Annotated in this window: 19 protein-coding genes and 2 pseudogenes; 15 read left to right on the top strand and 6 right to left on the bottom strand. The window is 64.5% G+C overall.

Annotated features, from left to right (window positions below; genetic code table 11):
- Window position 1: 1 nt before the first annotated feature.
- Window positions 2–1,010, bottom strand: a pseudogene (locus ACVIW0_RS30130) (aliphatic sulfonate ABC transporter substrate-binding protein).
- A 283-nt stretch (window positions 1,011–1,293) separates the two neighbouring features.
- Between ACVIW0_RS30130 and ACVIW0_RS30125 the strand changes: the two are divergent.
- Both ACVIW0_RS30125 and ACVIW0_RS30120 read left to right on the top strand, forming a co-directional pair.
- A complete protein-coding gene (locus ACVIW0_RS30125; RefSeq protein ID WP_461357470.1) occupies window positions 1,294–2,088 on the top strand; it encodes a MetQ/NlpA family ABC transporter substrate-binding protein in 795 nt (264 codons plus the stop codon).
- A 29-nt stretch (window positions 2,089–2,117) separates the two neighbouring features.
- Window positions 2,118–2,894 carry a MetQ/NlpA family ABC transporter substrate-binding protein gene (locus ACVIW0_RS30120; protein WP_461355652.1) on the top strand — a complete coding sequence of 259 codons (777 nt, stop codon included), beginning with the start codon at window positions 2,118–2,120 and terminating at the stop codon, window positions 2,892–2,894.
- A 41-nt stretch (window positions 2,895–2,935) separates the two neighbouring features.
- On the opposite strand, the gene ACVIW0_RS30115 is transcribed toward ACVIW0_RS30120, so the two are convergent.
- Both ACVIW0_RS30115 and ACVIW0_RS30110 read right to left on the bottom strand, forming a co-directional pair.
- Window positions 2,936–4,336, bottom strand: coding sequence for an LLM class flavin-dependent oxidoreductase (locus tag ACVIW0_RS30115; protein ID WP_461355651.1), 1,401 nt, complete (start codon window positions 4,334–4,336; stop codon window positions 2,936–2,938).
- Window positions 4,337–4,471: 135 nt separating this feature from the next.
- Entirely contained in the window at window positions 4,472–4,792 is a 321-nt protein-coding gene (locus tag ACVIW0_RS30110; protein ID WP_461357565.1) for a hypothetical protein, read from the bottom strand.
- On the opposite strand from ACVIW0_RS30110, the pseudogene ACVIW0_RS30105 reads away from it, so the two are divergent.
- The 3 genes and pseudogenes from ACVIW0_RS30105 to ACVIW0_RS30095 all read left to right on the top strand — a co-directional run bounded on the left by ACVIW0_RS30105 (window position 4,751) and on the right by ACVIW0_RS30095 (window position 7,835).
- Window positions 4,751–6,077, top strand: a pseudogene (locus ACVIW0_RS30105) (O-acetylhomoserine aminocarboxypropyltransferase/cysteine synthase family protein). The gene ACVIW0_RS30110 and the pseudogene ACVIW0_RS30105 overlap by 42 nt on opposite strands.
- A gap of 31 nt (window positions 6,078–6,108) precedes the next feature.
- Complete coding sequence (locus ACVIW0_RS30100) at window positions 6,109–6,906, top strand: MetQ/NlpA family ABC transporter substrate-binding protein (protein WP_461355650.1); 798 nt, start codon at window positions 6,109–6,111, stop codon at window positions 6,904–6,906.
- A gap of 275 nt (window positions 6,907–7,181) precedes the next feature.
- Window positions 7,182–7,835, top strand: coding sequence for a TetR family transcriptional regulator (locus ACVIW0_RS30095; RefSeq protein ID WP_461355649.1), 654 nt, complete (start codon window positions 7,182–7,184; stop codon window positions 7,833–7,835).
- Between the two features lie 9 nt (window positions 7,836–7,844).
- Here the strand turns inward: ACVIW0_RS30095 and paaZ are convergent, their stop codons facing one another.
- Window positions 7,845–9,872, bottom strand: a complete 2,028-nt coding sequence (gene paaZ, locus ACVIW0_RS30090) for a phenylacetic acid degradation bifunctional protein PaaZ (protein WP_461357469.1) — start codon at window positions 9,870–9,872, stop codon at window positions 7,845–7,847.
- Window positions 9,873–10,515: 643 nt separating this feature from the next.
- On the opposite strand from paaZ, the gene ACVIW0_RS30085 reads away from it, so the two are divergent.
- Window positions 10,516–11,496 (top strand): AraC family transcriptional regulator, encoded by a 981-nt coding sequence (locus ACVIW0_RS30085; RefSeq protein ID WP_461355648.1) that lies wholly within the window; start codon window positions 10,516–10,518, stop codon window positions 11,494–11,496.
- 42 nt (window positions 11,497–11,538) lie between these two features.
- Here ACVIW0_RS30085 and ACVIW0_RS30080 read toward each other — a convergent pair whose 3' ends face one another.
- On the bottom strand, window positions 11,539–11,742 hold the full coding sequence (locus tag ACVIW0_RS30080) for a hypothetical protein (protein WP_461355647.1): 204 nt from the start codon (window positions 11,740–11,742) through the stop codon (window positions 11,539–11,541).
- Window positions 11,743–11,761: 19 nt separating this feature from the next.
- Here ACVIW0_RS30080 and ACVIW0_RS30075 point away from each other — a divergent pair, with 19 nt between their 5' ends.
- From ACVIW0_RS30075 to ACVIW0_RS30050, 6 genes are all read left to right on the top strand, one after another.
- Entirely contained in the window at window positions 11,762–12,643 is an 882-nt protein-coding gene (locus tag ACVIW0_RS30075; protein WP_461355646.1) for a DUF4424 family protein, read from the top strand.
- A 35-nt stretch (window positions 12,644–12,678) separates the two neighbouring features.
- A complete protein-coding gene (locus ACVIW0_RS30070) occupies window positions 12,679–13,035 on the top strand; it encodes a hypothetical protein (protein WP_461355645.1) in 357 nt (118 codons plus the stop codon).
- Window positions 13,036–13,121: 86 nt separating this feature from the next.
- Entirely contained in the window at window positions 13,122–14,243 is a 1,122-nt protein-coding gene (locus ACVIW0_RS30065; RefSeq protein WP_461355644.1) for a branched-chain amino acid ABC transporter substrate-binding protein, read from the top strand.
- Between the two features lie 192 nt (window positions 14,244–14,435).
- A complete protein-coding gene (locus ACVIW0_RS30060) occupies window positions 14,436–15,485 on the top strand; it encodes a hypothetical protein (RefSeq protein ID WP_461355643.1) in 1,050 nt (349 codons plus the stop codon).
- A gap of 61 nt (window positions 15,486–15,546) precedes the next feature.
- Complete coding sequence (locus ACVIW0_RS30055; protein WP_461355642.1) at window positions 15,547–16,395, top strand: alpha/beta fold hydrolase; 849 nt, start codon at window positions 15,547–15,549, stop codon at window positions 16,393–16,395.
- Window positions 16,396–16,444: 49 nt separating this feature from the next.
- Window positions 16,445–17,284 carry a class I SAM-dependent methyltransferase gene (locus ACVIW0_RS30050; protein ID WP_461355641.1) on the top strand — a complete coding sequence of 280 codons (840 nt, stop codon included), beginning with the start codon at window positions 16,445–16,447 and terminating at the stop codon, window positions 17,282–17,284.
- Window positions 17,285–17,292: 8 nt separating this feature from the next.
- Here the strand turns inward: ACVIW0_RS30050 and ACVIW0_RS30045 are convergent, their stop codons facing one another.
- Window positions 17,293–17,871, bottom strand: coding sequence for a TetR/AcrR family transcriptional regulator (locus tag ACVIW0_RS30045; protein WP_461355640.1), 579 nt, complete (start codon window positions 17,869–17,871; stop codon window positions 17,293–17,295).
- An 81-nt stretch (window positions 17,872–17,952) separates the two neighbouring features.
- Between ACVIW0_RS30045 and ACVIW0_RS30040 the strand changes: the two genes are divergently transcribed.
- The 3 genes from ACVIW0_RS30040 (at window position 17,953) to ACVIW0_RS30030 (ending at window position 20,324) form a co-directional block, all read left to right on the top strand.
- Window positions 17,953–18,267, top strand: coding sequence for a monooxygenase (locus ACVIW0_RS30040; RefSeq protein WP_461355639.1), 315 nt, complete (start codon window positions 17,953–17,955; stop codon window positions 18,265–18,267).
- Window positions 18,268–18,426: 159 nt separating this feature from the next.
- Complete coding sequence (locus tag ACVIW0_RS30035) at window positions 18,427–19,473, top strand: aldo/keto reductase (protein ID WP_461355638.1); 1,047 nt, start codon at window positions 18,427–18,429, stop codon at window positions 19,471–19,473.
- Entirely contained in the window at window positions 19,470–20,324 is an 855-nt protein-coding gene (locus ACVIW0_RS30030; RefSeq protein WP_461355637.1) for an amidohydrolase family protein, read from the top strand. The genes ACVIW0_RS30035 and ACVIW0_RS30030 overlap by 4 nt, the downstream gene beginning before the upstream one ends.
- The last annotated feature ends 37 nt before the right edge of the window (window positions 20,325–20,361 follow it).

Below are 20,361 nucleotides of genomic sequence, written 5' to 3'. Positions count from 1 at the left end.
GTCACGATCCCTTCGGCGCCCAGATCTTGACGTCGCTGGTATCCACCTTGCGCGGCAGCAGGGCTTCAGCCGTGAACGTATCGGCGATTGTCTGCTGCTCGGAAAGGCCGGCCGCGGTAACGATGCCGACCTTGTAGGAGCGGTGGCTGTTGGCCTCTTCCACCGTGGCGGCGTCGATACCCCAGAGGCTTGCGAGCTGCGCGGCGGCGTCTTTCGGATTGGCTTTGACCCAGGTGCCGGTCTCGACCAACTTGGCAAAAATGACGTTCAGCGCGTCGGCGCGCTTGTTGGCGAAGGCAGCTGAAGCGAGGTAGTAGCGCTTGTAGCTCGCAAGCCCCCCGCTGCCGTCGATCAGGATGCGCGCGCCGGACTGGCGTTGTGCGCTGCTCAGGAACGGATCCCAGGCGACCCAGGCGTCGACATTGCCGCTGACGAATGCCGCGCGGCCATCGGCGGGCGTTAGATAGGCCGGCGTGATGTCCTTGAAGGTCAGTCCCGCTTTGGCGAGCACCGCCAGCAGCAAGAAGTGACTGCCCGCGCCCTTCGTCACCGCAACCTTCTTGCCCTTGAGGTCGGCCGGCGATTTGATTGCGGAATCCTTCGGCACCAGGATCGCCTGTGCCGACGGCGAGGCGGCCTCTTCGGCGATGTAGGCGAGCCTGGCGCCAGCGGCCTGAGCGAAGATCGGCACGGTGTCGGCGACATCGGCGCCAAAATCGACGCTGCCGACATTGATGGCCTCGAGCAGCGGCAGGCCGCTGGTGAATTCATGCCACGACACGGTGATGCCGAGCGGCGCCAAGGCCTTCTCCAACGCGCCATTGGTCTTCAAGATCGCGGTCAGCGTCGACGATTTCTGGTAGCCGATGCGGATTTCCTCGGCGGCCGCCCGGCCGAACCAGCGAGGTCATCGCCAAAAGCCCGATAGCGGCAACCGCTAGGCGGCGCGATATCGCGGTCGGCGAGGGTACGGCCTGCGCTCGCAGGATGGGGCGGGTGAAGATGGGCATGGCAAGGCGTCCTGAACCGGTTCGATCTATTGCCATTTGTGTGCAGTCGGCGTGCTGGAGGCAATTGCGCAGAATGTGACTGAACGAGTGCAATTTTCTCTTCCAGCGAGGTCATCGAGAAAAGTATTTTCGGCTTGAACATCGCGCCCGGCCTGACCGGTTCCATTCTCTTTTCAACGCCGCCACGGCAGCGGCGCTTCGCGATTGAGAGAAAATTTGGATTCTCATTTCATTGATTTCGTCCCCGGCGCGGGCGATGAGCTTGAAAGCGTTTTTCAGTTCCATGGAGACCAAGATGTTGGTTCGAACCTTTCTCACGCTGGCGGGCGTTGTCGCGGTCTGGTCGGCCGCAGCGGCGGCTGAAACGATCAAGATCGGCGTGACGCCCGGGCCGCATGCGCAGATCCTCGAAGCCGTGAAGCCGATCGCGGCCAAGAGCGGGCTCGACCTCCAGCTCATCGAGTTCTCGGACTATGTCGTGCCCAACGCCGCGCTCGACGCCGGCGACATCCAGGCCAATTCGTTTCAGAACCAGCCTTATCTCGACAACCAGAAAGCCGATCGCGGCTACAAGATCGAGCAGGTGGGGCTGACGGTCAATTTTCCGATCGGCATCTATTCACGCAAGCACAAGAGCTGGGCCGACCTGCCTGAGGGCGCCAAGGTCTCGATTCCGAACGATCCGACCAACGGCGGCCGGGCGCTGCTCCTGCTGCGCGACAAGAGTGCGATCAAGCTGAAGAGCGATGTCGGGTTCAAGCCGACCGTCATCGACATCACCGACAATCCCAAGAAGCTGAAATTCATCGAGGTCGACGCCGCCCAGGCGCCGCGTGCGCTCGACGACGTCGATGCGGCCGTCATCAACACGAACTACGCGACGCAGGCCGGCCTCGATCCGGTCAAGGATCCGATCCTGCGCGAGGATCCGAAGGGGCCCTATGTCAATCTGATCGCGGTCCGCTCCGCCGACAAGGACAAGCCGTGGGTCAAGATCCTGGTCGATAGCTATCACACGCCGGAGATCAAGGAATTCGTCCTGACCAAGTTCAAGGGCGCGGTGTTGCCGAGCTGGTAATCGCCGGTCCAATTATCGAGGACAGACTGATGCGTATCGTGATGACCGCGCTCGCGGTTGCAGCGCTTTTGACCGGCGCGGCCAGGGCGGACACCATCCGGGTCGGCGTCACGGCCGGGCCCCATGCCGAGATCCTGGATGTCGTGAAGAAGGTGGCCGCCGGCCGCGGGCTCGACATCAAGGTGGTCGAATTCACCGACTATGTGATCCCGAACCAGGCGCTCGCGCTCGGCGATCTCGAAGCCAATTCGTTCCAGCACGAGCCCTATCTGAAGAACCAGCTCTCCAAGACCGGCTGGAAGATCGTCAAGGTCGCCAACACGATCGCCTCGCCGCAGGGCGTCTACTCCCTGAAGTACAAGAAGCTTGCTGATCTGCCGGATGGCGCCCGGGTGGCGATCGCCAACGATCCGTCCAACGGCGCGCGCGGGCTGATGATCCTGGCGCTGCACGGCGTGATCAAGCTGAAGGATCCGAACAACGTCGCCTCGACCATAGCCGATATCACCGACAATCCGAAGCAGTTGCGCTTCGTCGAATTGGATGCCGCGCAGCTGCCGCGCGCGTTGCAGGACGTCGACCTGGTCTCGATCAACAACAATTATGCGATTCAGGCCGGGCTCAATCCCGCCACAGACGCAATTGCGCGCGAGGCGGCGGATGGCCCCTGGGTCAACATCCTTGCCGTGCGTGAAGAGGACAAGGACAAGCCCTGGGTCAGGCAACTGACCGACGCCTATCACTCCGACGAGGTGAAGGCGTTCCTCGAGAAGCGCTTCAAGGGCACCTATATCGCAACCTGGTGACGGGCGCTGATTGCCGGTCACCGAGGGGTTCGTAAGCCGCGCTATTCGGCGGCGTCGGCGCGCGTGGCCGAGGGCGAGCGACGGAAGCCAGCGCCGGGATGCGTGGCGTCAAGATAGGGCCCGCGTCCCGGAAACAGCTTTTCGCGCAGCGTGCCTTCGCGATAGGCCGTCTTGTAGACCCCGCGTGACTGCAGTTCCGGCACCACCAGGTCGACGAACGACGTCAGCGATTCCGGCGCCACCAGGCGGAACAGGTTGAAGCCGTCGACATCGGTTTCGTCGACCCAGGCGATCAGCTCGTCCGCCACGTCCTGCGGCGAGCCGACCACGAATGGCGACCGCGCGCCAACCCGGCTCAGGGTGGCGAGATCGCCGACCTTGACCGGCCGGTCGCTGCGCACCGTGAAATTCTCGACCATCGACTGGATCGCGTTGCTCTCGACATATTGCACCGCCTGGTCCGGGCGATATTTCGAGAAATCGATGCCGGTCCATCCCGAGAGCAAGGCGAGCTGACCGGCCTGATCGACATGCTCCGCGTACTCCGCGAGCAGATCGTTGGCCTCGGCGCGCGTCGGTGCGACGATCACGGTCGCGCCGGCGAACAGGCGGATGTCATAAGGATCGCGTCCGAAGTCCCGGGCCGCCTCCCTGATCTCGCGCACGGCGCGGGCCAGGATCGGCTTGGTCTGGCCGTTGAGGAAGATCGCTTCCGCATGCCGGGCCGCAAAGGCGCGCCCGCGCTTTGAGGTTCCGGCCTGATAGAGCAGCGGGGTGCGCTGCGGCGATGGTTCGGCGAGGTGGATGCCGTCGATCTGATAGTGACGCCCCTGATGCCGCACGGGATGGATCCTGGCCGGATCGGTGAAAATCCGTGCCGCGCGGTCGCGGCGGACTGCGCCGTCCTCCCAGCTGCCCTCCCACAGCTTGTAGCTTGCCGTGAGAAATTCTTCGGCCGCCTCATAGCGCTCGTCATGCACGCGATTGGCCGCAAGGCCCATGCCGCGGGCACCGCTGTCGAGATAGCCGGTGACGATGTTCCAGCCGATCCGGCCACGCGAGAGGTGATCGAGCGTCGAGAAGCGGCGGGCGAGCTGGTAGGGATGCTCGTAGGTGAGGTTGGAGGTGATGCCGAAGCCGAGATGCCTTGTGGCGTGTGCCATGGCGGAGACGAGCAGGGTCGGCTCGGCGTTCGGCAGCTGAACGGCGTGGCGCAGCGCGGTCTCGGGGCTGTCGCCATAGACGTCGTAGATGCCGAACACGTCGGCCAGGAAAATGCCGTCGAGCAGGCCGCGTTCGGCCGTGCGGGCGTAGTCCACCCAATAGTCGAGCGTGTTGTAGTCGAGCGAGGTGTCGCGCGGATGCGACCACAGACCCGCCCAGTTGTGGCTCGGCGCCATCATGTTGAACGCGTTGAAGCGAAGCTCTCTCGGTCTGGTCATCGCGCAATTTCCGGCAATTGAGGACAGGGAGGTGATTTATCACGTCACCAGCGTGGCTTTATTTTCTATTCTGCGAAGCAGGATCAAAATCGTGCTCCGTCTCTGGTCCGGCGCAGCAGGGATGGTTCGCTCGACCTAGCCACGTTGTTCGGAATGACCGGCATGTCCGGCATTGCGCGCTGATTTGCGAACGCGATCGACGGGAAGATGAATGTGCCGCTGGTCTGCCGAACACGTGGGCGTAGCGAAAAAAATGCAATGTGAGCGGGGCACGGGCTGAAAAATTCGCGACGCCATCCGGCGTACCGCCAGCACGCGCATCGCTATTTTCTCCGACGTCTCGACAGCCACGGTGTCGCTGCGCATCATCCGCTTCCTTTGATGCTGGGTCCACGGATTTCGGGAGATTTGGAAATGCCGATCGAAACCAAGAATGTCGAGACGCTCGCCCTGCATGGCGGTTCATACCGGTCGGACCTGGCGACCGGCGCGGTGGCGGTTCCGATCTATCAGACGACATCCTATCAATTCGAGAGCACCGATCACGCATCGCGCGCTGTTCGCGCTGGAGGCGCTCGGGCAGATCTACACCAGGATCAAGAACCCGACGGCTGACGCGTTCGAGGAACGGCTGGCTGCGCTGGAGGGCGGCGTGGCCGCGCTCGCCGTGGCGTCAGGCCAGTCGGCGACGGCCTACGCGATCTTCAACATCGCGCAAGCCGGCGACAACATCGTCTCGTCGACCGATCTCTATGGCGGCACCTGGACGCTGCTGTCGCAGACGCTGAAGCAGTTCGGCATCGACGTCCGTTTCGTCGATCCGAGCGATCCGGAGAATTTCCGCCGCGCCACCGATGCGAAGACCCGCGCCTATTTTGCCGAGACCCTGCCGAACCCGAAGCTCAACGTATTTCCGATCCGGGAGGTTGCGGATATCGGCCGTTCGCTCGGCGTACCGCTCATTCTCGACAATACGGCCGTGCCGCTGATCGCGCGCCCGTTCGATCATGGTGCGGCGATCGTGGTCTATTCCACCACGAAATATATCGGCGGCCACGGCACCTCGATCGGCGGTGCGATCATCGACGGCGGCAATTTCGACTGGGCGGCACATGCCGAGCGCTTCCCGCTGCTGACGCAGCCGGACGATGCCTATCACGGCGCGATCTGGACCGAAGCCGCCAAGCCGCTCGGCCCGATCGCCTATATTCTCCGCGCGCGCGTAAAACTGCTGCGCGATCTCGGCGCCGCGATCGCCCCGCAAAACGCATTCCAGTTCATCCAGGGGCTGGAGACGCTGCCGCTGCGGCTGCGCCAGCACAATGAGAACGCGATCAAGGTCGCGAACTTCCTGGCCCGGCATCCCGCGATCTCGCATGTGATCTTCCCCGGGCTGCAAAGCGGGGAGAACCGGCGCCGCGCCGATCTCTATCTCAACGGCGGCTATGGTGCGCTGGTCGGGTTCGAGCTGAAGGGCGGCGTCGAGGCCGGCCGTCGCTTCATCGATGCGCTGAAACTGTTCTATCACGTCGCCAATATCGGCGATGCACGGTCGCTGGCGATCCATCCGGCGTCGACCACCCATCAGCAGCTCAGCGCCGAGGAACAGCTCTCGGCCGGCGTGACGCCCGGCTACGTCAGGCTTTCAGTCGGCATCGAGCATCCCGACGACATCCTCGCCGATCTCACCCAGGCATTGGCCCAGGCCGAGGCCGGCGGCAGCAGCCGCAAGGCGGCCTGATCGATCCCTGACAGGAGTTGAAACCGAGACCATGAGAACATTGTTGCGCCTGGTGCAGGCGGCCGGCGTGCTGCTTGCCATGACTGCGGCCGCTGTTGCCGACGAACCGCTCAAGATCGCGACCAGCGCGGGGCCGGTCGGTCAGCTGGCGGCGTTTGCCGCCAAGCTCGCCAAGGACAAGGGCCAGGACGTCAAGATCGTCGAGCTGTCGGACTGGGTCGCGCTGAACGAGGTGGTGAACAGCGGCGATGTCGACGCCAACCTGTTCCAGCACGCGACGTATCTCGCGATCCAGAACAAGCAGCGCGGCTTCAATCTGATCCAGGTCGACAAGGTCGGCGTGATTGCGCCGGTCGGGCTGTTCTCGAAGAAGATCAAATCGCTCGACGAGATCAAGTCCGGCGATAGCGTCGCGATCCCGAACGAGCCGCTCAACGGCGCGCGGGGCCTGATCCTGCTCGAACGTGCCGGGCTGATCAAGCTGACTCCGGGCAAGGGCTTTTCGGTGAGCCGGTTCGACATCATCGACAACCCGAAGAACCTGAAGGTCGTCGAGCTCGATCCGGCGCAGACCTACCGGTCGCTCGACGACGTCACGCTGGCGCTGGTCAACATCACCTATCTGATCCCGGCCGGCGGCGACCCGAAGTCGGCGCTGGTGATCGACCGCACCGTGGACGACGGCCTCGTGCTGCGCTTCACCGCGCGACCGGACAAGAAGGACGATCCGCGCCTGAAGGCCTTCATCCAGGTCTTCAACTCGCCGGAGGTCAAGCGCTTCATCGAGGAGAAGCTGCCGGCGTTCATCCCGGCCGGCTTCAGCAGCTAGAGGCGTGTGAGAGGCGGGGACGCGGCCAGGCCCTCAATGCGTTTTGCATTGGGGGCTTTCGCGCGTCCTGCAGCGTTTTCAAGCGAAGGGGATACCGGTTCGCGTGAAGAAAAGGCGTCAAACAAGAATTTGGGACCGCGAGACGGCGGCGCCATTCCAACTCAGCCATGGAATTCTCCGACCGGTTGGTCAATAAATGATCGTTCGGGATGCGGCCCGGTGCAAGCCGGACCGTGGTTCCAGAACTTTCACGGCGACTGGTGGAACGGAACGACATGGCCCGATCGCGCGCCAAGGACTATGACGACAAGCGCCTCTCGATGCTGCACCGCGCAGCCGAGCTGTTTGCCGCATCGGGATATGTCGGCACCTCGATGAACACGATCGCCGATGCCTGCGGGGTCTCGAAGGCGCTGCTGTATCACTATTATCCCGACAAGGAGGCGATCCTTTTCGATCTCCTGTCCTCGCATCTTGAAAAGCTGGTGGCGGCGGTTCGCAAGGCGAGCGCGTCGGCCGGCGATCCGGTCGAGCGATTCAGGGCGATCGTTGCGACCCTGCTCGAGCTCTACCGGCATGCCGACGCCGAGCATCAGGTGCAGATCGCAAGTCTCAGGCTGCTGCCGACGGACAAGCAGCAGCCGCTGCTTGCGAGCGAGCGGATCCTGGTCGGGATCATGTCGGATGCACTCGCCGCGGCGGTACCGGCGGCGAAGCAGAAGCGCGTGCTGAAGCCGCTGACGATGAGCGTCTTCGGCATGCTGAACTGGCATTACATGTGGTTTCGCGAGGGCGGGCCGATGACCCGCGCCGAATATGCCGACTTCGTCGCGCAGCTGGTGTTGGCCGGCGCGCAGGAGGCGGCCGCCAGCCGGCCGCGCAGCAAAGTGAAACCGGCCGGCCGCAGCCGGCAGGCCGAGTTGCGCTGAAGCAAGGATTTAAGCGCGCATCGCGTTCATCGTCAGCAGCTCGTAGGTCGCGGCGATCTCGCCGGTGCCGGTCGTGATCTCGACGTCCCAGCGCACCTCGCCATACTGCTTGTTGCGCGGCGTTTTCTCCTTCGCGGTCAGCCGCACCTGAATCGATTCACCCGGCTGGACCGGCTTCACGAAGCGCAGCGTATCGAGGCCGTAATTGGCCAGCACCGGGCCGTAGTCGGGATCGACGAACAGGCCGGCCGCAAACGACAGCAGCAGATAGCCATGCGCGACCCGGCCCGGGAAGAATGGGTGCCCCTTGGTCGCTTCCTCGTCCATATGGGCGTAGAAGGTGTCGCCGGTGAAATGTGCGAAGTGCTCGATGTCGTCGAGCGTGATCTGCCGCGACTTCGAGACCAGCGTGCGGCCGATCTCGAGATCGTCGTAGTGATAGCGGAACGGGTGCAGGTCGCCCTCGAGCACCGGACTGCCCTTGAACCAGCGGCCGCTGACGCCGCTCAGCATGCGAGGGGAGCCCTGCAACGCGGTGCGCTGCATGTAGTGCTGCAGGCTGCGGATGCCGCCGAGCTCCTCGCCGCCGCCGGCGCGGCCCGGGCCGCCGTGAACCATCTGCGGCATCGGCGAGCCGTGTCCGGTGTGCTCGGTCGCGCAATCGCGGTCGATGATCGCAATACGGCCGTGGAAACTGCCGATGCCGAACGCGAGTTCGGTCGCAGTCGGAATGTCGTGCGTGTAGACCGAGGCGACCAGGCTGCCGCCGCCGCGATTGGTCAGCGCGATGGCCTGGTCGAGATCGTCATAGCCCATCACGGTGCTGACAGGCCCGAATGCCTCGATCTCGTGCACCGCCGTTGCAGCGAGCGGTTTCGCGCAGTGCAGCAGCAGCGGCGGAACGAAGGCACCACGCCTCGCGTCTGCGTCGACCAGCAGGAAATTGTCGGCATCGCCGGCCACCAGCTCGGCCTCGGCGCGCAGCCGGGCCACATGGGCAAGCACATCGCTGCGCTGGGCGAGACCAACCAGCGGTCCCATCCTGACCTTGTCGTTTGCGGGATTGCCGATCGCGACCTTGGCTAGGCGGTCGCGCAGCGCGGTGATCACGGCGTCGAGCTGCGCTGATGGCGCCAGCGCGCGGCGGATCGCGGTGCATTTCTGCCCGGCCTTGACCGTCATCTCCTTCGCCACTTCCTTGATGAAGAGGTCGAACTCCGGGCTTCCCGGCACCGCGTCCGGCGCGAGGATCGCCGCGTTGAGCGAATCCCGCTCGGCGATGAACCTGACGGCCTCGCGCGCAATCACCGGATGGCGCTGCAGCTTTTGCGAGGTGTCGGCCGAGCCCGTGAACGATACCACATCCTGGCAGGTCAGGTGGTCGAACAGGTCGCCGGTCGATCCGACGATGAATTGCAGCACGCCTTCGGGTAGCACGCCGGATTCGGTGATCATCCGCACCAGCTCGTAGGCGACATAGGAGGTGACGGTTGCGGGCTTGGTGACGACGGGAACGCCGGCGAGCAGCGCGGGCGCCAGCTTCTCCAGCATGCCCCAGCAGGGGAAGTTGAACGCGTTGATGTGCACGGCGACGCCTTGCAATGGCGCCACGATATGCTGGCCGGCGAACGCACCGCCCTTGGAGAGCCCTTCGACGTTGCCGTCGAGCAGGAATTTGCTGTTCGGAAGCTCGCGGCGGCCCTTGCTGGCATAGGCGAACAAGGTGCCGATACCGCCATCGACGTCGATCATCGCGTCGGTGCGGGTCGCGCCCGCATGCACCGACAATTTGTAGAGCCGGTCCTTGTGCTGGCTCAGCGTGTCGGCCAGCGCTTTCAGCAGGCCTGCACGCTGGTGGAACGACAATTTGCGGAGGTTCTTGCCGCCGACCGTGCGGCCATAGGCCAGGATCTCGCGCATGTCGAGATCGCTCCGGGTCGTGAGCGCCACCACGTCGCCGGTCACGGCACTGTGAATCTCGGTGGCGGGCTCGCCCGCGCCGGACCACTTTCCGTGAACGAAGCTGTCGAGCTTCATGACGCTGTCTGCGTCGCTGGATTCAGGCTGTGTCATCGAACTGGACCCTTCTGACTCATGATCAATGTTGCGTCTTGCCTTGCCGGCGGAACGTTCAATCTAGACTCGTCCGCTGAAACGAGGCGCGCGCTTTTCAAGAAAGGCAGTAAACGCCTTCGGCATAGTCCGCCGACCGGCCTGCAGGTCGTGCTCGCGTTCGAACTGAGCGTCGAGCGTGTTGGTCGCGGATATCGGTCAACCAAATCGCTAACCATGATGACCTCCCGTTGCGCCTTCTAGGAACGAAGGACGCATGATCTGCGACCGGATTACTATTGACCGTCCGGTCAGTCAATTATAATGATCCGTGCTGCGGTGTGGACAGCCTCTTCGGCCTTATCGGAGCCACGACAATTTTAGTCCCGATCGCGAATTCGCGCGCGACAAACCCACATTCATGATCGAAGCAATTTTCGCTCGCTACACCAGGGCGCGTATTTGAGATGCTAATGCGCGACGCTTGACACTTGTCAGATCGAGCTATCGGCGGAACCCGGGACAGGTTCACGTTTACAGCCGCGCTGCATGGCCACCATGATCGGTGTGCACTGCCACAAATCGGCCTTATATGCCCGGCGATTTCCGCCGCCATGAGGGCGAGCCGATGACAATGCAGTCGGGCGACATGACGGGGTTCAGGTTCTCGACCGCGCACTTCGGCCCGCGCGACCGCTTGCCGATCTTCCGCGAGCAGATCGGGCGGATGATCGTGAAGCTCGATCCGGAACCGCTCGACGACGGCGTATTCCATGCCGAAGCGAATGTGCGTGAGTTGCAGGGGCTCGGCATCGGATCCTGGGCATGCAGCAATCTCAGGATTGCGCGGCCGCGCGAGCTGCTCGACGGCAATGACGATCTCGTGCTGACGATCATTACCAGCGGCAACGTGCGCGCGTCACAGCGCGGCCGCGACATCGAGCTCAGCCCGGGTCAGGCCGTGCTGCAGTCGAGCGCGGAAGCCGGCAACATGGTGGTCCCGGTGGCGCCGAGCCGCTTCGTCGGGCTCCGGCTGCCGCGCAAGGCGCTCGCCTCGCTGGTTCGCGATCCCGAAGGCATGCTGATCCGCCCGTTGCCGGCGAACACCGAAGCAATGCGGCTGCTTGCGCTCTACATCAGGGAGCTCGACGACAGCTACCAGCTTTCGACGGAGGAGCTGCGGCACGCGATCGTCAAGCATCTGAACGATCTCGGCGCGCTGATCATCGGTGCCAATCGCGATGCGGCGGTCGCCGCGGCAGATGGCGGGCTGGCGGCCGCGCGGCTTGCCGCGATCAAGGCCGACATCAATGCCAATCTCGGCTATGGCGATCTCACGCTGTCTGCGGTGGCTGCGCGGCTGAAGCTGACGCCGCGCCATATCCAGCGGCTGTTCGAGAGCGCCGGCTCGACATTCTCGGAATTCGTGCTCGGCCAACGCCTGGCGCGCGCGCATCATTTGCTGACTGATCCCCGCCACAGCCGCAGCACCATCGGCACGATTGCGTTCGAAGTCGGGTTCGGCGATCTCTCCTACTTCAACCGCACCTTCCGCCGGCACTATGGCGCGACGCCGTCGGATATCCGTGCGGTGCCCCGGCGTTCCTGACCGGACGTCGCTGGTCCTGGCCGCGCTCGCGCGGTGTGCATCCTAGGGCTCGCCACATCCGGGCACCCGCCGGATCCGTTCGATCAACCGCCCGTGGCGCTCCGCGGACAGCGCCCGCTCATTCGCGCACATCAACATGGCGACGCACGCGGCCTCCGGTTCGGCAGGCCAGGCGATGCTGCCGTCGATTGCGCCGTCGCATTTGAGATAGGCGTTCTTCGCATCCCAGCGCATCGCGCGCTTCAAGCAGGACCCCGATATCGAGATGCGCTCCGAGGATCTGTTCATCTCCGAAAAGCAGATCCGGATCGTCTATCGCTTCTTCAACACCTCGGCCGCCGACAAGACCATCATGATCGCGTTCCCGATGCCCGACATCGCAGGCAAGCAGGATGACGAGAACATCGGGCTCCCGACCGACGATCCAGAAAACATCTTTGATTTCCACGTCGCTGTCGACGGCAAGCCGGCCGCGCCTCATCTTGAGCAGACGGCGCTGGCGAACGACGTCGACCAGACCGCGTTGTTGCGGAAGCTTGGAATTCCGCTGATGCCGATCAGGGGGCGCGCCGGCGAGCTGCTCGACAAACTGCCGAAATCGAACTGGCCGGAACTTGTCAAGCTCGGTGTCGGTGCCATCGAAAACTACGGATCGGGCGGCCCGATGCAGGATCATCTGGTGCCGACCTGGACGTTGCGCTCGGCCTATGCCTGGACCCAGACCTTTCCCGCGGGCCGGGAGATCACGTTCGAGCAGACCTACCGTCCGAGCGTCGGCGGGTCCGTGCAGACCATCATCGGCGCCGACAACTGGCGCAGCAATCCGGAGGCGCCGGCGTTGCTTGCTTCATACTGCATCGACGATGATCTGATCCGCACCATCGAGCGGGCGCGTGCGACACGACGCGCGCCCTATCCGCCGTTCAGCGAGCGGTCGATCGCCTATGTGCTCTCGACCGGCGCCAACTGGGCGGCACCGATCGGCGACTTTCACCTCACCATCGACAAGGGCGAGCCGAATAATCTCGTCAGCTTCTGTGCCGACGGCGTCAAGAAGACGGGACCAACCCGCTTCGAGGTCCGCCATTCGAACTTCAGGCCGTCACGAGACCTGAAGATTGTCATCTTCGTTCCGAATCCGAATTAGCGCGGGCGCGGTCCAACCATGACGAAGCTGCTCGAATGGGTGTGAATCAGACCCTCTGCCTGCTGCTCTGGATCGGCGCCCTGGCCGACCCGGCATCGGCGCAGTCGATCGACCCGCATCGTCCGACGGTGCTCGGCCTTGGCGTCAATCGCGCCAACATCACCAATGATGTCCGTGGCCATTATTATACCTTCATGGCGGGGCCGGGCCATGTCGATGTCGAGCTCGCCTGGTGCGGCCGTGATCGAACGACCGTCAGCTATGTGCTGTCGCGCACACAGGATGATTCTATGCGGCAATGCACGGCAACGTGTTTCACATTGTTGTCCGATGTCGCATATGTCCAATCCCCCGTCGCCCCAGTCCGAGCCTGCTTGCCATCGCGCGCATAAAAGGCAGCCCCCGGTGATCGTCGCAGCCGGCGACCTGAGTCGATTGCGATGCATTGAGGCGACTTGAGACCATCGAGGAGAATGTGATGAAGTTTGCACTTCGAGAATATTTTCTTGCGCTCGGCGCGAGCCTGGCCTTGTCCAGTGCCGCCCTGGCGCAGGATATCAGCGTTGCCGTGGTCGGGCCGATGACCGGCTCGGAGGCGAGCTTCGGCCAGCAGTTCAAGAACGGGGCCGATCTCGCCATTGCCGACATCAACGCGGCGGGCGGCGTGCTCGGCAAGAAGCTGAAGCTGGAAGTCGGCGACGATGCCTGCGATCCGAAGCAGGCGGTGTCGGTTGCCGAGAAGATGGCAGGCGCGAAGATTCCGTTCGTCGTCGGGCACTTCTGCTCGTCGACCTCGATCCCTGCTTCGGACGCGTATGCCGAGGGCAATGTGCTGGAGATCACGCCCGGCTCGACCAACCCGCTGTTCACCGAGCGCGGGCTCTGGAACACGTTTCGCGTCTGCGGCCGGGACGACCAGCAGGGCATGGTCGCGGCCGCCTACATCATCAAGAACTACAAGACAAAGAACGTCGCGATCATCCACGACAAGACGACCTACGGCAAAGGGCTGGCTGACGAGACCAAGAACGCCATCAACGCGGCGGGCGTGAAGGAAAAGCTCTACGAGGCGTACACCAAGGGCGACAAGGATTTTGCCGCGCTGGTGTCCCGCTTCAAGAAGGAATCGATCGATTTCGTCTATGTCGGCGGCTACTACGCCGAGGCCGCGCTGATCCTGCGCCAGATGCGCGAGCAGGGCGTCAATGCGGTGCTGATGGGCGGCGACGCCCTGGTCGACAAGCAGTTCGCCGCGATCGCGGGTCCCCTTGCCGAGGGCTCGCTGTTCACTTTCTCGCCGGATCCGCGCAAGAAGGTGACCGCGGCGGCGACCCTGAAGAAGTTCAAGGACAAGGGCATCGATCCGGACGGCTACACGCTCTACAGCTATGCCGCGTTCCAGATCTGGAGCCAGGCCGCCACCCGCGCCCAGACCACGGATGCCAAGAAGGTCGCGGCCGCCATCAAGGCCGGAAGCTGGGACACCGTGCTCGGCAACATCAGCTACACGCCGAAGGGTGACATCACGCTGATCGACTACGTCGTGTACCGCCGCGACAAGGACGGCAACTACGCCGAGTTGCCGGCCGCCGGCCAATGATCGCTGGCCGCGACATCGGCGCACCTCCCTGATCGATGTCGCGGCCATGCCGGCTCACAGCGCCAACGGACCAACCCTCTGCCAGCCCCGGAGGTGTTGGCGCTGTGACGCCAGGCGGGACCACTCCCGATTGATTGACCCAACGACTGCCAACGCCGGACGTCGTTCGACGGCAACGGAAGAGAGCAACACGTGTCTGACATGAGTCTGAGCAATGGCGGCGGTCGTTCTGGCGAATGGCGCGCCGCGGGGCAATCCCCGGGATATTCCGAGGGATCACCTCAGGGGCCGTCGCATTCCTATCCGCTGTTGGTGCGCGATCACGGTCTTGGTACCGCGCTGAAGCTGCTGCTCGAGACTCTGCCTTACGCCCTGGCGCGATGGGGCGTGTTGCTGGGTTTCGCCGCGGCCTGCGCGATCTGGGCCATTGTCGCGGTCGGTGGCGCGGTATGGCTCGGCACCCACGTTGCCAGCGTGTTCGGCTATTGCTGGCTGCTCGGCATCCTGCTGCTCGGCGGATGGATCTGGGGTGCCATCCTGCGCTACACGCTGCACATGATCGCCTGCGGCCACGTCGCTGTGCTGACCGAGCTGATCACGCATGGCCGTGTCGGCAACGGCAGCGAAGGGCAGTTCGCCTATGGCCGCCGGATCGTGATGGACCGTTTCGGCGAGGTCGCGGTGTTGTTCGGGCTCAACGCGCTGATCCGCGCCGTGCTCCGCGCGTTCCACAATGCGCTCGATACGATTGGAGAATGGCTGCCGGCGCCGGGCATGAAGGCGATCGTCGGTCTGCTCAACACCATCCTGTCGGCCGCGACGCGCTATCTGGACAAGGTGGTGCTGTCCTACGATCTGGCGCGCGGCGGCGATGATCCCAGGCGCAACATCCAGGACGGGCTGGTCTATTATTGCCAGAACGCGAAGCCGATCCTGACCACGTCGGTCTGGATGGTCATCGTCGAGCGGATCCTGAGCATCCTGCTCTGCCTGCTGCTGCTGGTCCCCGCCGGCGTGGTGACGGTCTGGCTGCCGGAGGCGGTCAGGGAATATGGCGCCTTGGTCACCGTGTTCATCGCTGCCCTACTGGCGGTGACGGTGCGCGCGGCGTTCATCCAGCCGTTGTTCCTGATCTGCATGATGATCCGCTTCCACGCGCTGATCGAGAGCCAGCCGATCAATTCGACCTGGGTCGGTTATCTCGATGGCTTGTCCGACAAGTTCCGGCAGATCGCGCGCTGAGATCGGTCGGACCCGGGCGGGCCGAGCTGATGCTGATCGAATGTTGCAACGGAGAGTTCTGGTGACCGATATCGCGCTCGACAATGCCGGCGTCAGGCTTGCTGCTTCGGTTGACGGCCCTGTGGACGGTGAGCCGATCCTGTTCCTGCACGGATTGTCGTTGAGCCGGGATACATGGCAGGAGATAGGCGATCGGCTCAGCGATCGATACCGGGTCTGGACCCTGGACTTCCGGGGACATGGCCACTCGGACCGGGCCGCAAGCTACGCCCTCGCCGACTATGTTTCGGACGCGCAGACCGCGTTGGCCGCGATCGGGCGCCCGGCAGTGATCGTCGGGCACTCGCTCGGCGGCTGCGTTGCCGGTGTGATGGCGCAGCGCGGCGATGCCAATGTCCGCGCCGTCTTCCTCGAGGATCCGCCGTGGTATCTCGGGCAGCCCGGCGAGTGGGAGAAGTCGGCGTTTCCAAAGCTGTTCTCGATCGTCAGCGCGCGTCAGGCCGCATGGCAGCAGGCCCACGCGCCGCTCGGCACCTACCTTGCATTCCTTGCCGACTCGCCGACCCCGATGGGCGGGATCGGCCGCGATCATTTCGGTCCCCGTCATCTGTTGAGTCATGCGTCTGCGTTGCAGCGGCAGGACGGGCGGTGCTGGGCGGACGGCAACGTCGCGGGCTCCGTCCTTGCGGCGATTCCGACTGAGCGGGAATTCCTGTGCCCGGTCAAGATTGTTCAGGCCGATCCCGGATGCGGGGCGGCCTTTCTGCCGGACCATGATGCCCGGCTCGCGCACGCCAATCCGCGTGCCGACATCGTTCGCTACGCGGGTTGCGGCCATTCACCCCATCGCGCCATCGCGTTCGAGCAGCGCTTTGCGGCGGATCTGCAAGGCTTCCTTTCGAGCTTGTAGTCGCAGCGAGCAGGGGCGCAACAATCACAAACCGAAGGCGGGTACGCCCATGCAAGAGACGTCCGGCTACGATCCGAACTACGTGATGGGACGCTCGACCGCGGAGACCGACAGGCTCAAGCGGCAATCGCAGCTCTACGATGCCTCGACATGGCAGCTCCTGCGCGAGGCCGGGGTCTCGCACGGCATGAAGGTGCTCGATGTCGGCAGCGGAGCCGGCAACGTGTCCTTCATTGCGGCAAACCTGGTCGGGCCGAGCGGGGCGGTCGTCGGCGTCGACAGCAATCCGGCCATCGTCGCGGAGGCCGCGAGCACGGCGCGCGCGCTCGGCTTGAGTCAGCTCTCGTTCCGGGTCGGCGACATCAACTCGATCGCGCTGGAGCACGATTTCGATGCGGTCGTCGGCCGGCTGGTGCTGATCTATGTGAAGGATCCCGCGGCACTGCTCCGGCATCTGCTCGGGCACGTCAAGCCTGGCGGCATCGTGGCGTTCCAGGACCTCGACTGGGGCGAGGGGCCGATCGCCAATCCACCGTCGCCGCTGCTGTCGCAGGCATGGGCCACCGTGAAGGAGATGTTTCAGCGGGCCGGTCTCAACAACCGGATGGGATTGTCGTTGCACGGCGCCCTGGTGGCGGCCGGGCTTCCCGCGCCGCGCATGAGCCTGTTCGCGCCGGTAGGCGGCGGGGTAGATTTCGACGGCTACGACTACATGGCGAGCGGCCTGCGCAGCAACCTGCCGCACATCGTCAAGCTCGGTGTCGCCACCGAGGCCGAACTGGCGCTGGACAGTTTTGCCGAACGCCTGCGCGCGCAAGTGGTCGCCATGGATGGCGTGTTTGCGCTGCCGACCTTTGTCGGCGCGTGGTCGCGCAAGCCGCCGGGTTGAACCCTGGCTCAGCGAGGGCTGGTCACCGCCTCGATGAACGTCGCGGCTAAGTCCCGCAGCTGCTTGCGGCTGTAGCCGGCGCGCTCCATGACGGCCAGTCCGCGCGTGAACGTCACGATGACGCGCGCCAGCCGGGTCGCATCGACCGCGCTCCGTTTGTCCGGCGCCCGGCCGATGGCCTCGCCGATCAACTGTTCGAGCCGAGTGAGCACGCCCTGCACGCGCTGGCGCACATCCGCGCTTGAGATCGCCGCATCGAGTGCGGTGCGCGTGGTCAGGCAGCCCCTGGGCGGCGAACCATCCGTCATGTTGACGATGATCATGTCGAACAAGGTCTTGAGCCCGGTCGCTGCATCGCCCTGCGCCAGCGCGCTGCCGGCCACGTCCAGGAATTGCTCGGCATAGCGATCGAAGGCGCGCAGGAAGATCGCTTCCTTATCGCCATAGGCGTTGTAGAGGCTGCCGCGCTGCACCCCGGTGGCGGCGGCGAGATCCTGCATGGTCGCGTCGTGCAGGCCCTTGCGCCAGAACACGTCGAGCGCGGTCGCGACCACCTCGTCCTCGTCGAACTGACGTACGCCGACCATATCTGCTCGCTCCACCAATCATTCTTGACATCATCGTCAAGAATGACAATCATGTCAAGAATGATGTCACAGGAGATCAACATGATTACTGCCGTCACGTCGTTCAAATTGCCGAAGCCGATCACGCGCGAGGAAGCGCGCGCCATCTTCCTGAGCACCGCGCCGATCTATCGCGGCGTCCAGGGGCTGTTTCGTAAGACCTATCTGCTGTCCGAGGACGGCATGACCGCCGGCGGGATCTATTTCTGGAATTCGAGGGAGGAGGCGGAAGCGCTGTACACCAATGCGTGGCGCGGCCGCGCCCGCGACAAGTACGGCGCCGATCCGACGGTCAGCTATTTCGAGAGCCCCGTGGTGGTCGACAACGTCGCCGAGCAGGTTCTTTCGGACGCGTAGCCAAGGCGTTGTGGCGCGGGACTTTCGGCCGTTGTGGAACCTTCGGCCACCGGCCTGATCACGAGCGTCGCTCACGTGAGGCGCCGCGCGCTTCGGCTTGTGTGTGGCGTGGCCGCGAGGCTACTCTCTCTGCAAGCAAGAAGACTGCAGGGAGCCACCATGGTGAACCAATACCAATCTTCAGATCCAGCACAGGCACTGCCACGCCGCAGGCTTGGCCGCACCGGGCTTGACGTTTCCATCCTCGGTTTCGGTACTGCGCCGCTTGGCGATCTGTTCGCGCGGCTCGACGACAATGCGGCGATCGCGGCGGCGGAGCGGGCGTTTGCGCTCGGGGTCAATCTGCTGGATTCCTCGCCGCTCTATGGCCACGGCCTCGCCGAGCACCGCAGCGGCACCGCGCTGCGCCGGGTGGCGCGCGACGATATTGTCGTCTGCACCAAGGTCGGGCGCTGGATGGACCCGTTCCGCGGCCGCGGCGACGGTTCGAATTTCGTCGGCGGCGCGCCGCATCGTGCGGTAGTCGATTATTCCTATGACGGCACCATGCGCTCGGTGGAGCAGTCGTTGCTGCGGCTCGGCACCGATCGCATCGACCTGCTGCTGATCCACGACGTCGACGTCTGGACCCATGGCGCCGATGCCATCGAGGCGCGGTTTCGCGAAGCCATGGAGGGCGCCTATGTCGCGCTCGACAAGCTTCGCGCCGAGCGCGTGGTCAAGGGCATCGGGATTGGCGTCAACGAGGCCGACATGTGCGTGCGCTTCGCCAAGGCGGGAACGTTCGACACCATGCTGCTTGCCGGCCGCTACTCGCTGCTGGAGCAGCCGGCGCTGGCCGAATTCCTGCCGCTGGCGGAGCAGCAGGGCATCGGCATGATGCTGGGCGGCGTGTTCAATTCCGGCATCCTGGCGACCGGCGCGGTGGCCGGCGCCAAGTACAATTACAAGGACGCCCAGCCGGACGTGATGCAGAAGGTCGCCGCGATCGAGCGCGTCTGCCGCGCCCATGGCGTGGCGCTGCCGACCGCCGCGTTGCATTTCGCGGTTGGCCATCCGGCGGTCGCGAGCCTCGTGCTCGGCGCGCAGACCCCGCAGGAGGTCGAGCGCAACGTCGCCGCGCTGTCGTCACCGGTGCCCGCGGCCTTGTGGCGCGACCTGAAAAGTGAGGGGCTGCTCGACCAGCACGCGCCGGTAACGGCATGATGCGGATCGACGCCCATCACCATGTCTGGACCTTGGCGCGCGCCGACTATGGCTGGCTGACGCCGGAGCGCGGGCCGATCTACCGCGACTTCGGCCTGGCCGATCTCGCGCCGCATCTTGCCGCCGCCGGGATCGACGGCACCATCCTGGTGCAGTCCGCGCCGACCGAAGCCGAGACCGCATTCATGCTTGACGTCGCCAAGGGCGCCGAGCAGGTGCGCGGCGTGGTCGGCTGGATCGACTTCGACGCGCCCGATGCCGCGGCGCGCGTCGACGCCGTCGCCGGGCGCGAGCTGCTGGTCGGCCTGCGGCCGATGGTGCAGGACATCGCCGACGACGACTGGCTGTTGCGGCCGGAGCTGGCGGCGCCGCTCGAGGCCATGGCACGGCATGATCTGGTGTTCGACGCGCTGGTGCTGCCGCGCCATTTTTCGCGGCTCATCCAGCTGGTCGATCGGCATCCGGATCTGCAATTCGTGCTCGATCATTTCGGCAAGCCGCAGCTTGCCACCGGCGAGATCGCGGGCTGGAAGGACGACATCGCAAAGCTGGCAAGTCGATCCAACGTCGTCTGCAAGCTGTCGGGGCTGGCAACCGAGGCGGCGGCGAACTGGCAGATCAAGGATTTGCGCGAGGCCGTCGATCATGCGCTGGCCTGCTTCGGGCCGCAGCGGATGCTGTGGGGCAGCGACTGGCCGGTGGTCAATCTCGCCGGCGGCTATGCGCAATGGTTCGCGGCCGCAGAGAGCCTGCTGGCTGATTTGTCAAGCGACGCGAGGGCTGCGATTTTCGGCGGCAATGCGGCGCGCATCTATTTGTCAAGCCGCGGGCGGCCGGCATCCCTGAAATAGATTGCCGGGCGCGCCTCATTTGATCCACAGCGCGCCT

This window comes from Bradyrhizobium sp. USDA 4454 (assembly GCF_054822705.1).
The sequence above is the reverse complement of the archived record's forward strand: the minus strand, read 5'-3'. Positions and strand labels throughout refer to the sequence as shown.

Excerpts from the sequence above, each read along its gene's own strand:
- ACVIW0_RS30070 (WP_461355645.1), top strand. The coding sequence starts at position 12,679 with ATGGGTGTGAATCAGACCCTCTGCCTGCTGCTCTGGATCGGCGCCCTG.
- ACVIW0_RS30110 (WP_461357565.1), bottom strand. The coding sequence starts at position 4,792 with ATGCAGGGCGAGCGTCTCGACATTCTTGGTTTCGATCGGCATTTCCAA.
- ACVIW0_RS30050 (WP_461355641.1), top strand. The coding sequence starts at position 16,445 with ATGCAAGAGACGTCCGGCTACGATCCGAACTACGTGATGGGACGCTCG.
- ACVIW0_RS30040 (WP_461355639.1), top strand. The coding sequence starts at position 17,953 with ATGATTACTGCCGTCACGTCGTTCAAATTGCCGAAGCCGATCACGCGC.
- ACVIW0_RS30085 (WP_461355648.1), top strand. The coding sequence starts at position 10,516 with ATGACAATGCAGTCGGGCGACATGACGGGGTTCAGGTTCTCGACCGCG.
- paaZ (WP_461357469.1), bottom strand. The coding sequence starts at position 9,872 with ATGAAGCTCGACAGCTTCGTTCACGGAAAGTGGTCCGGCGCGGGCGAG.
- ACVIW0_RS30095 (WP_461355649.1), top strand. The coding sequence starts at position 7,182 with ATGGCCCGATCGCGCGCCAAGGACTATGACGACAAGCGCCTCTCGATG.
- ACVIW0_RS30120 (WP_461355652.1), top strand. The coding sequence starts at position 2,118 with ATGCGTATCGTGATGACCGCGCTCGCGGTTGCAGCGCTTTTGACCGGC.
- ACVIW0_RS30030 (WP_461355637.1), top strand. The coding sequence starts at position 19,470 with ATGATGCGGATCGACGCCCATCACCATGTCTGGACCTTGGCGCGCGCC.
- ACVIW0_RS30100 (WP_461355650.1), top strand. The coding sequence starts at position 6,109 with ATGAGAACATTGTTGCGCCTGGTGCAGGCGGCCGGCGTGCTGCTTGCC.
- ACVIW0_RS30075 (WP_461355646.1), top strand. The coding sequence starts at position 11,762 with ATGCGCTCCGAGGATCTGTTCATCTCCGAAAAGCAGATCCGGATCGTC.
- ACVIW0_RS30065 (WP_461355644.1), top strand. The coding sequence starts at position 13,122 with ATGAAGTTTGCACTTCGAGAATATTTTCTTGCGCTCGGCGCGAGCCTG.
- ACVIW0_RS30115 (WP_461355651.1), bottom strand. The coding sequence starts at position 4,336 with ATGACCAGACCGAGAGAGCTTCGCTTCAACGCGTTCAACATGATGGCG.
- ACVIW0_RS30125 (WP_461357470.1), top strand. The coding sequence starts at position 1,294 with ATGGAGACCAAGATGTTGGTTCGAACCTTTCTCACGCTGGCGGGCGTT.
- ACVIW0_RS30035 (WP_461355638.1), top strand. The coding sequence starts at position 18,427 with ATGGTGAACCAATACCAATCTTCAGATCCAGCACAGGCACTGCCACGC.
- ACVIW0_RS30045 (WP_461355640.1), bottom strand. The coding sequence starts at position 17,871 with ATGGTCGGCGTACGTCAGTTCGACGAGGACGAGGTGGTCGCGACCGCG.